The sequence below is a fragment of the Streptomyces sp. NPDC002911 genome (assembly GCF_053591835.1).
Genome location: NZ_JBSFUO010000058.1, coordinates 1 through 10,539, shown reverse-complemented (window position 1 = coordinate 10,539; position 10,539 = coordinate 1). Strand labels below are relative to the sequence as shown.

The following is a 10,539-nucleotide window of genomic DNA, read 5'->3' as shown; positions in this document are numbered from 1 at the left end:
CTCTCACCCGTGGAGTTCGAACAGCAGCATCTGCGAGCAGTTAAACTCTCAATCGCGGCATGAGCCCCTGTGTCCACACTCCGGGGGACGCCTCAAACATCACGGTGACCTGCGCGGACGGCACCGTCTTCACCGGCTCCTACCGGCTGGTCACCACCTTGACCGACGCCGGCCGCTACCCGGCGGCCGTGCTGGTGGGCCTCTACCACCAGCGGTGGGAGCACGAATCTGCGTACTACGCGCTCCGCCACACAATCATGAACGGGCGTGTCCTGCGCTCGGGCGACCCGGCCGGCATCGAACAGGAGATGTGGGCCCTGCTCACCCTCTATCAGGCCCTACGCACCATGATGGTCGAGGCCGCTGAGTCGCTACCTGGCACCGATCCGGACCGCTGCTGTTTCACCATCGCCCTCCAGACCGCCCGCGACCAGGTCATCCAGGCCGCCGCCGTCATCACCGACCCCGCCGATGTCGGTCGCGTAGGGCTGATCGGGCACCGGATCCTGGCCCGTCTCCTGCCGCCCCGACGCCAGCGCGTCAGCACCCGCAAGGTCAAGTCACCGATGTCCCGTTACAGCACCCGCCATGACGACGGCAGGCCCGACACCAGCCGCACCATCACCGGTCTCGACATCAACGTCATCGAACCTCGCGAACTGCACCCTCAGCTCCCCGCCATCTCTCGCGACGACCGGAACACCGCCCCCGCCGACCGCCGCCGCCACCGGATCCTTGGCCTGATCGAGGAGGACCCCACCCGCCTCTGGCGCCCCCGCGACATCGCTTCTCACTTCGGCGACATCACCATGGAGACCATGTATCGGCAGCTCTCCAGATGGGCCGAGACCGGCCTCATCCACAAACTCGGCCCCGGCCTCTACGCCGCCACGGCATGGACCCCAACACCTCTTGCGTGACCTGCAAAAACGTTAACTACCCGGCCTTGGGTCAAGGCCCTTACAACCGTCAGGTGCGGTTGAGTTTCGCCGGCTACTGAGGCTGAACTCGTGGTGTCGTAGGGGGTGTCGACTGGTCGGTGGTTGCGGTATCACCGGAGACATGCGGTATCCACAAGGGGGCGGGCTGACCGCCGAGCGGCAGCAGTTCCGCGAGGGGTTACGGCTCAAGGCGGCCGAGCGGTTCGCCATGGGCGAGGGCAGTTCAGCGATCGCCAGAGATCTGCGGGTCAGTGTCCGCTCGGTCCGGCGATGGCGTCACGCGTGGGCCGAGGATGGCCCGCGGTCCTTGCGGTCGCAGGGGCCGGCGTCGCTGCCGAGGCTGAGCGAGAAGCAGTTCACGCGGTTGGAGGCGGAGCTGGCCAAGGGGCCGGCCGCGCATGGCTGGGAGGATCAGCGCTGGACTCTCAGCCGGGTCAAGACAGTGATCGGGCGACGCTTCCATCTGACGTACACGATCCAGGGCGTGCGGAAGCTGTTGGTGCGCGACGGCTGGTCCTGTCAGGTGCCGGCTCGTAGAGCGATGGAGCGGGACGACAACGCGGTCGCGGGGTGGGTCAAGGAGGTGTGGCCCTGCGCGGAAGGCTCGCGGCGGCCCGTGGAGCCTGGCTCGTCTTCGAAGACGAAGCCGGATTCTCCATGACGCCGCCGCAAGCGAAGACGTGGTCGCCACGCGGCCGGACCCCGGTAGTACGGGTCCGCGGACGTTCCCGCAGACGGATATCCATCGCAGCTCTGACCTGCTGCAAACCCGGCCACCGGTCAAGGCTGATCTACCGGCCCCGCCGCGACGACGACAACCATGACGGGCGCGAGAGCTTCTCCTGGCGCGACTACCGCGACCTGCTCATCGCCGCCCACCAGCAGCTCGGCGGCCCGATCGTCCTCGTCTGGGACAACCTCAACGTCCACAAGGCCGCCGGACTGCGGGAGTTCGCCGAATCGCGGGACTGGCTGACCATCTACTACCTGCCGCCCTACGTACCCGACCTCAACCCCGTCGAAGGCATCTGGTCACTCCTACGGCGCGGCTGGCTCTCCAACGTCGCCTTCAGCACCCCAGAACACCTCATCCAGACCGTCCGGCGCGGCCTGCGGCATCCAGTACCGCAGTCACCTCATAGACGGCTGTCTCACCGAGACCGGCCTGACCATCCCACCCGCCTGATCGGCAACACGACATTCGAGTTCGACCTCAGTAACTGGCCTTTCTCGGACTGGCAGCGGCTCTCTGCTGCTGCAAACGGTTCCTCAAGCTGGCCATGTAGGACACGGTCTTACTGCTCGGTTCCGGTGATGCGGGGGTCGAGTCCGTACTGGTGCGGAATGCCGAGGTTCTCGCGCAGGGTCGTGCCTGGGTACTCGGTGGGATAGATGCCGCGTTCCTGCAGGATCGGCACCACCTCGTCGACGAATGCGTCGATGCCGTCCTCGTAGACGTCGGGTGTCACCCAGAAGCCGTCGGCGGCTCCTGCCTCGAACCACTCCTGAAGGTGGTCGGCGTGGAGTTCGCCCGGGCCCACGACGGTGGGATGGAAGTCGATCACGCCGTGGGCGAGGACGTCGCGCGGGGACCACCCCTGGCGTGCCACCGCTAGCGCGTTTAACGAGCGCGGGTCCCGCGGTGAGGCGTGCGCGGACGCCAGCTGTTCCGGCGTGAGAGGTTCGTCGAATTGATCCGGGTGGATATGGATCCCGAGCATCGCGCCGAGGTGGGGCAGGCGGGCCTCGATGACGTCGCCCGAGTATGTCAGGCGACGGTCGAGGCCCTCGCGCACGGTCGGCGCGACGGTGGTCATGATGCCGGCGATGTACTTGATCTCGTCGGGGTTGCGGCCGGCTTCGCGTGCCGCGTTCCGCACGAGTTCACGCTGGGCGCGCGCCTCCTCGATCGTCCACACCTCGGCGATGAAGCCGCTCGCGTAGCGGCCCGCGATCGACAGGAGGTGCGGGCTGGGGCCGCCGGACGTGAAGATGACGGGCTGGCCCTGTTCCGATGGTGGGATCGCCAGGGGGCCTCGCGAGGCGACGTACTGGCCCTGCAGGTTGACGGGCTGCAGTTTCGTCGGGTCGATGAAGCGGTTCGCTGCCTGGTCCTTGATCCACGCGTCTTCGTGCCAGCTGCCCCAGAGCGCCTGGACGATCTGAATCGTCTCGTGCGCCCGTTGGTAACGCTCGGCGCGGTCGGCGACGGGCCGTCCGTAGTTGGCGGCGACGGCAGGGTCACTGGTCGTCACCGCGTTCCAGCCTGCGCGCCCATGGCTCACCACGTCCAGGGCCTTGAACTGGCGTGCCGTGTTGAACGGTTCCTGGAACGTCGTCGACCCGGTCGCGACGAAGCCGATGTTCGTCGTCTCGCGCGCGACGGCGGTCAGCTGGATGAGCGGGTCCATGAGGTTGCTGATCGTGGAGTGCTCGACATCGCCGCGTACGGCGGGGAAGTCGGGAGTGAAGAGGAAGGCGAACTTGCCGCGCTCGGCGGCTCTCGCATGACGCACGGTGGCATCGACGTCGGCGTAGGTCCCGGGGTCCACGTGCGGGGCACGCCAGGCACCGTGCAGGCCACCGTATCCGTCGATCAGCCCCATCCCGAGGACGAGCTTCCTGTCCGCGGTCACCGGGCCCCCGCCTTGCAGACCGCTTCGTCGACGGCCGACGCGCCGCCGACGGCCTCGTCGTCGACCGTCTCGTCGCTGACCGGCCCCGGCGCGGCAGCGACCGTCCCGTCGGCGGCCGGAGTCGGTGTCCGGCCGACGAAGAGGGCGCCCACAAGCACGAGCAGGCCGATGGCCCAGGCGGTGATGAAGGCCGCCTGTCCGGCGGACTCGGCCTGCGCCGTGGTGAGCACGCCGGCGTCCCGGGCACCGGAACCGATGGTGTAGGTCGAGATGAACACCGCACCGAAACCGGCACCGGCGAGCTGCTGGACGGTGGCGAAGGCCGCGGTGCCGTGCGGGTAGAGCTCGGTCCGCAGGGCGCCCATCGCGCTGGTCGTGAGCGGCGCCCACATCGCGGCCATCGCGCTGGTGAACACCAGCCACGCGAGCATCAGCGTGATCACGCTCGTGCTCTCGTCCACCCGGCTGAGGAACCACAGGACGGCCAGCCAGACGATCGCACCGGGAATCACCAGCGGGCGCGGGCCGAGACGGTCGTAGAAGCGGCCGCTCAGGGCCGCCACGGTCGAGATCGCCGCCCCGCCCGGGATCAGGAAGAGGCCGAGCTGGAGGGTGCTCAGGCCGGTGACGTTGGTCAGTACCAGCGGGACCACGACCAGCAAACCGATCCCGTTGCCCGCGACGAACACCATCACCAGGATCGGCAGGACGAACGACTTCCGGAGGAAGATCCGCATGTCCAGGAACGCGCTGTCGCGACGCTGCAGGGGGATCTGTCGCAGGACGAACGCCACCAGGCCCGCCAGGCCCACCGCGATCGGCAGGTACGGCGAGATCGGGGAGTGCCCGGCAGATGCCTCGCCGATCAGGGAGAGTCCGTAGACCAGGCCGCCGAACCCGATCGCGGACAGCAGCAACGACGGCACGTCCAGGGCCACCGGCTCCGGGGTGGTGGTGTTGCGCAGCTTCCACGCGCCCAGCGCCAGGGCAGCGACCGCGATCGGCAGCATCAGGATGAACAGCCAGCGCCAGCTCAGTGCAGACAGCACGAGACCCGACAGCGCCGGCCCGAGAGCCGGTGCCACGGACGGGACGGCCGTTGAGATCGCCATCATCTGGCCGCGGCGGCCGACCGGGACCAAGCGCATCGTCGTGGTCATCAACAGGGGCAGGAAGACGGCGGTGCCGGACGCCTGGATGACCCGGCCGGCCACCAGAAGGCCGAACGTCGGCGCAATCGCGGCGAGCGTCGTCCCGACGAGGAACAGCGACATCGCGACCAGGAAGACCGTTCGCATGTGGAACCGTCGCATCACGAATCCGCTGGCAGGGATCAGCACGGCCATGGTCAGCAGGAAGCCGGTCGTGACCCACTGCCCGGTGCTCGGGCTGACCCCGAAGTCCGCGATCAGCGTGGGCAGGGCGACGCCGAGGAGCATCTCGTTGAGGAAGACGATGAACGTCGAGACCATCAGGACCCCGATGACCAGGGCGACACCCGGTGGGAGTCGATCGCCGGAGTGGGTCGTCGGTGCCGCGGCTGCGACGCCAGATGCCGGTCGGGTGGTCATGTACGTGCTCGCCATCTCGTGAGGTGTGGAGAAGATCAGTCGCTGCGACGTGCCCGGCCCGTCGGCGGGCAGGGTCGGGTCCGGCCCGTCGGCGGGCCCGCACCCGGCATGCGCAAGGACGTCAGCCGGCAGTGAGCCGCCGGCGATCCGCGGGGGCCACCAGGGCCTCGCCCGGCGCTTCGACGAACCGGAGGGAAACGGAGACAGTCTCCGTTCACGCAAGAACGATACGGAGGAGCTCTCCGCCTGTCAACGACGGCCGAGCGGACGCGACCGAAGCCACGGAAGGCGCCTGGACACAAGCGGCCGGCGGACGCCCCAGGCTCACGGCCGACAGGCGGCGGCGATCAGCTCATCGCCCTCACATGCACGTCCGTGAGTGAAGTGGAGCCGGCTGTGGCCGCGTTCCACACCGGGGCGGGAGGCGGCCGCCTCCCCGGCGACCACCGGCGCTGACCTCCCGCCTGCCGCGCCCGGCCGCGCCAGGAGTGGCGCCTGCCCGCCAAGGCCGGCGGTAACATCGGAACAGATAAGGAGGTAGTCTCCGTTTCACCAACGGCAATGTGGAGATAGCCTCCGTATGGCCGACGAGAGGTGCACGGACATGGGTGAGGCAGCCGCCGGCGAGCGCCGGCAGCGGACGGACAAGCAGCGCAACCGCACACACATCCTGGAGGTCGCGGAGGAGTTCTTCGCCGAGCAGGGCATCACCGGCTCCCTGGACGCCATCGCCAAGCGGGCCGGTGTCGGCCCGGGCACGCTCTACCGGCACTTCCCCAACCGGGAGGCGCTGCTGGCTGCCCTGCTGCAGGCCCGCGACGAAGAACTGGAAGCCCGCCGCATCGCCATCCAGCGCGAGGTGACCGACTCCCGCGCCGCGCTCACGCAGTGGCTTCAGGCGCTGAACAAATGGGTGACCGCCTTCGACGGCCTGCCCGAACCCCTGCGGGCCGCACTGACCGAAGGCACGTCCCCGCTGGCGCTCACCTGCCAGGGCTTCGTCACGACCACCGAGGACTTCCTTTGCGCGGCTCAGCGCGACGGCCACGCCAATCCCCGGGTGCGGGGACGTGACCTGTTCCTCAGCACGCTGGCCACGGCCTGGGCCCGTGGCGCCGCCCTGGCCGACGAGTCGTCGCCCGACGCGCTCGTCTCCCTCATGCGCACCGGGTGGGAGACGCCCGCGAGGCAAACAACGCCCGACAGCGACGAAGGCCCTTCAGCGCCGTAAACGCAAGCGAACAAGCGCGACGACTTTCCGCAAGACAGTCCCTCAAGGCTTCACCGCCGGACACCCGTCACCGGCCAGGACCTGCCCGGTCGGCCGCGTTGCCCCCGTATGCCGGGGGAATGCCGGCGCCGCGTCAGCCGCCGACCGGCTTCCTTCTTCCCTCGACTCGACGCAAGGAGATCCACCATGAAGATCGGCATTTTGGGCGTAGGACACATCGGCAAGACCCTGACCCAGCGGCTCAGTGCCGCAGGACATGACGTAAAGGTCGCCAACTCGCGCGGCCCGCACACGATCGAGGCCGACGTGCTGTCCTCGGGCGGACGTGCGGTCACCGCGGCGGAGGTCGCGGCGGACGTCGACGTCGTGATCCTCTCGATTCCCCTGATCCGTCTGCCTCAGGTAGCGCCGCTGATCGCCGCCGTACCGGCCGACACGGCCATCATCGACACGTCGAACTACTACCCGGCGCGGGACGGCCGGATCGAGGCCATCGACGCCGGCCAGGCCGAGAGCCTGTGGGTCACCGAACAGCTGGGCCGGCCGATCGCCAAGGCGTGGAACGCGATCGGTTCCCACTCGTTCGCGACCAAGGACATGCCCGCGGGAAGCCCAGGCCGCATCGCCATCCCCGTCGCCGCCGACCGCGACCAGGACCGCCAGGCGGCCATGGCACTGGTCGAGGACACCGGGTTCGACGCCTTCGACGCCGGCACGCTCGCGGACTCCTGGCGCCAGCAGCCGGGCGCGCCCTGCTACTGCACCGACCTCACCCGCGAGGAGATGCCGGACGCGCTGGCCGCGGCAGAGGCCGAGCGCCTGCCCCGGCGGCGCGACCTGGCCGTTGCCGCGGTCCAGGAAAGGGTCGGGGACGCCACGACCAACCCCGATGCGAAGTACGTCGTCCGCCTGAACCGGGCCCTGTTCATGTGACCCCCTAGGCGTGCCCCGTACTCGCACATCGGCCGTCGAGCAGTATGCGCCCGGACCGGCACCGAGGAGGGCGGGCAACGGGGGCGAGCGGCCGTCCCCGCCCTTCCGTGAAACCCGGCAAGACCTCCCAAGAGGCGCCAGGCCACTTGATCGGACGCCTCCTCCGTTTTAGGCTCGAGTCTATCCGGAGTAAGCCTCCGTTTTCATCGGGACCATAGCAACACGCAAGAACTGGGAGGACGCATGAGCGTCGAGGGCCAGCAGGGGCGCAAGCCACGGGCGGATGTCCAGCGCAACCGTGCGGCCCTGCTGGAGGCGGCGCAGCGTCACTTCCTGAGGGACGGGGTCGGCGCCTCCCTGGAGGGGGTGGCCAAGGAGGCCGGCGTCGGGCCCGGCACGCTCTACCGGCACTTTCCGACGCGGGAGGCGCTGCTGGCGGCCGTGCTGCAGACGCGCTCCGCGGAACTGGTGGCCCGCCGGGCGGACATCGCCCAGCTCGGTGATGCCTCCGAGAGGCTTCGGCTGTGGCTGCGGGCCATGGAGGAGTACTTCAGCGCCTTCAGTGGGCTGCCGGAACCGCTCATGGCCGCGGCCCGGGAGCAGGAGCCGGGCAACCCGCTCACCCTCCCCTGCGACGACCTCATCGCCACCACCGAGGAGTACGTGCGGGCCGCACAGCAGGTGGGACACGCACGCCCCTCAGTGAAGGGCTACGACCTGTACCTCGCGGCCGTCTGGCTGGCCTGGACCAAGGGCACCGGCGCCCACGACGAAGAGGCGCTCGACCGCCTGCGCGCCCTCATCGAGGTCGGATACCGCGAACAGGACGGCCCGGCGTAGGCCACCAGCCCTTCTTCGCGCAGTCGAATGCCAGCGCCGTCGGACTCCACAGCGGAGCCCTTCCACGAACAGTCAGCCACCGCACCTGACCATTCCCCGGACGGGCGCTGCCGGAGAGTCCGATCAACCGACAGCGCTGCTGTGAAACGCGGGGCGTACGGCCGATGCCGTCCGAGACCCGGCCGTGATCGCCCCGTCCGTCCCTCCCTCAGACCCCGGTCGCCTCAGAACCGCCCGCCCGCAGCCGACGCCCCCAACACCACCCCACGACCTGCAACCGCATCGTAAGACCCAGGTGGTCACCGCAACCGGCCACCTATGAAAGGAATCGTCTTGCCCGCCACCCCCACACCCTCGCCCATCACCGACATCGTGCGCTCCCGGTTCTCCGTCCGGAAGTTCCTGCCCACCCCGCTGCCCCCGTCGGACATCCGCGGCATACTGGAAGACGCTCAGGCCGCTCCGTCGAACTGCAACACCCAGCCGTGGACGGTGCACGTCGTCTCGGGCGCAGCGCGCGACGCCCTGAGCAAGGAACTGCTCAAGGCCGATGAGGAGAAGCGGTTCTCCCCCGACTTCTCCTTCAGCTACGCCGACTTCGGCGAGGGCACCTACATCGACCGGGCCCACGAGCACGCCGCGACCGTCTATCAGTCCGTGGGAATATCCCGCTCGGACCAGGCGTCAAGGCACGCGCACGCCCTTGAGAACCTGGAATTCTTCGGCGCCCCCCACGCCGCTTTCCTCTTCATGCCGGCGTTCGGCGACGGGGTGCGGGCGGCCGGGGACATCGGCATGTACGCACAGAACTTCCTGCTGTCCCTGACGGCCCGGGGCCTCGGCGGCATTCCGCAAACCATGCTCGGGCAGTACGCCGACACCGTCCGCGAGTTCCTGGACGTTCCCAAGGAGCTCAAACTGCTGTTCGGCATCTCCTTCGGCGCCGCAGACATGACCGCAACGGTGAACGGCTTCCACATGGGACGCGCTCCGCTGGAGCAGAGCGTCGTCCTGCACGACACCCCCGGAGTCCTCAACGAGCAGTAGCACCTCCCGGTCGGCGGCACTGGGTAGGCGATCGGGATGTTGCCGACAAATTTCAGATCGACGGCTACATGGACATTTCGCCGCCAATAATGCAGCCGTGGCTTCGCCACAGGACGAGATCGCCAGTTCAGCTGCCGGTGGCCAGATAGTCGATCGGACCGTTCCCCCCGCACTCACGTGACCCGGTCGTACCGGTAGGGGCACGTACCCCTCGTACGGACGGATGAGCCGGTGCGATCGCGAATCAGGCACTCGAGAGAGTCATATACACACGGACCGCACGAGTCACCGATCGCGTCCTGCGCGCCAGCGCGTTCGATCTCACAGGGAAGCCGCACCGGAATGCTTCGGTGCGGCTTCGTCGTCTCACGGATTCGCGAAGATATCCCGACAGGACGGACCTCGGTGGGGCCTCGCCGTATCAGCCGCGTATCACACGGCGATCACCAACTGGGCAGACGCTCCCGGGCTGACAGGCTTCGGTGATACCGCAGCCACCGACCAGTCGTCACCCCCTACGACACCACGAGTTCAGCCTCAGTAAGGGCTTGCAGATCATTAACACGTCGTCTTGATCTTGTTGTGGGGCTCGCCGGTTTGGGTGAGGACCCGGGCTTGGAGGTCTGCGAGGGCGACGGGTGGCGTCGTTGCGGGTGGGATGCCGATGCCGTGCGCCTCGAATAGTTTCCTGTTCTTCAGGAGCGTGCGGTGCATCGCGGTGCGGCTGCTGCCGAACAGTATGGCCAAGGGCTCCGCGGCTAGGGCAACCCGCAGATGAAGCACGGTGGCCAGGACCTGCTCGGAGACGGTGAGCCGGGGCGGGCGGCCGCGCCGGGCATCACCGTCAAGGGACAAAGTTTGGGTGAGGACGTCCAGTTGTTGCCGGGACATCCCGGTCAGGGCCGGATCCGACAGCAGAGCCTGGTCCCACTGCAGGGTCGGCGTGAGTGGAGCTCGGGCCGCCGGGATGGCAGGGCATGGCTGCGGGTGCAGGGCATAGTTCCACTCGCCATGAAAGGCGTGCCGGGTGAGCGGCATCGCTGCCATCTCTGCGTCGCCGATACGGACTCCGGTGGGATAGGTGTTGGTGTCGAGTGCGGCTTTCACACGCAGTCCGGTGCGGGTGGTGGTTGCGGTGATGGACTGGACGATGACCTCGTGGCTGGTCAGCGGCCGGCCGCGCCAGTTCATGGTGATGTGTGAGAACAGCCTGTGCTCGATCTTGTTCCACTTCGAGGTGTCGGGCCAATGCCGTTGCTTGAACTCGACAAGCAGTTCGCGGTGACGCTGGAGGGGCGGGGTCGTTGGGCCAGACATGCATCCTTGGGTGGGGTTGTCCG

At 68.4% G+C, this 10,539-nt stretch carries 7 protein-coding genes and 2 pseudogenes; 6 read left to right on the top strand and 3 right to left on the bottom strand.

What is annotated here, in order from left to right; all coding sequences use genetic code 11:
* Positions 1-59: 59 nt before the first annotated feature.
* Both ACWD04_RS33335 and ACWD04_RS33330 read left to right on the top strand, forming a co-directional pair.
* Positions 60-920 carry a hypothetical protein gene (locus tag ACWD04_RS33335; protein ID WP_451137475.1) on the top strand — a complete coding sequence of 287 codons (861 nt, stop codon included), beginning with the start codon at positions 60-62 and terminating at the stop codon, positions 918-920.
* Positions 921-1,062: 142 nt separating this feature from the next.
* Positions 1,063-2,127 (top strand): annotated as a pseudogene (locus ACWD04_RS33330) (IS630 family transposase).
* A gap of 109 nt (positions 2,128-2,236) precedes the next feature.
* Here ACWD04_RS33330 and ACWD04_RS33325 read toward each other — a convergent pair.
* Together ACWD04_RS33325 and ACWD04_RS33320 are read right to left on the bottom strand one after the other, a co-directional pair.
* A complete protein-coding gene (locus ACWD04_RS33325) occupies positions 2,237-3,577 on the bottom strand; it encodes an NtaA/DmoA family FMN-dependent monooxygenase (protein ID WP_451137474.1) in 1,341 nt (446 codons plus the stop codon).
* A complete protein-coding gene (locus ACWD04_RS33320; RefSeq protein WP_451137473.1) occupies positions 3,574-5,148 on the bottom strand; it encodes a DHA2 family efflux MFS transporter permease subunit in 1,575 nt (524 codons plus the stop codon). Before ACWD04_RS33320 ends, ACWD04_RS33325 begins: the two co-directional genes overlap by 4 nt.
* Before the next feature lie 604 nt (positions 5,149-5,752).
* Here ACWD04_RS33320 and ACWD04_RS33315 point away from each other — a divergent pair.
* The 4 genes from ACWD04_RS33315 (at position 5,753) to ACWD04_RS33300 (ending at position 9,199) form a co-directional block, all read left to right on the top strand.
* Positions 5,753-6,379 carry a TetR/AcrR family transcriptional regulator gene (locus ACWD04_RS33315; protein WP_451137472.1) on the top strand — a complete coding sequence of 209 codons (627 nt, stop codon included), beginning with the start codon at positions 5,753-5,755 and terminating at the stop codon, positions 6,377-6,379.
* A 186-nt stretch (positions 6,380-6,565) separates the two neighbouring features.
* Positions 6,566-7,312 carry an NADPH-dependent F420 reductase gene (locus ACWD04_RS33310; protein WP_451137471.1) on the top strand — a complete coding sequence of 249 codons (747 nt, stop codon included), beginning with the start codon at positions 6,566-6,568 and terminating at the stop codon, positions 7,310-7,312.
* A 243-nt stretch (positions 7,313-7,555) separates the two neighbouring features.
* Entirely contained in the window at positions 7,556-8,152 is a 597-nt protein-coding gene (locus ACWD04_RS33305) for a TetR/AcrR family transcriptional regulator (protein ID WP_451137470.1), read from the top strand.
* Positions 8,153-8,485: 333 nt separating this feature from the next.
* A complete protein-coding gene (locus ACWD04_RS33300) occupies positions 8,486-9,199 on the top strand; it encodes a nitroreductase (protein WP_451137469.1) in 714 nt (237 codons plus the stop codon).
* 558 nt (positions 9,200-9,757) lie between these two features.
* On the opposite strand, the pseudogene ACWD04_RS33295 reads toward ACWD04_RS33300, so the two are convergent.
* Positions 9,758-10,444: pseudogene (locus ACWD04_RS33295) on the bottom strand (ISAzo13-like element transposase-related protein); the annotation flags it as partial.
* Positions 10,445-10,539: the final 95 nt, after the last annotated feature.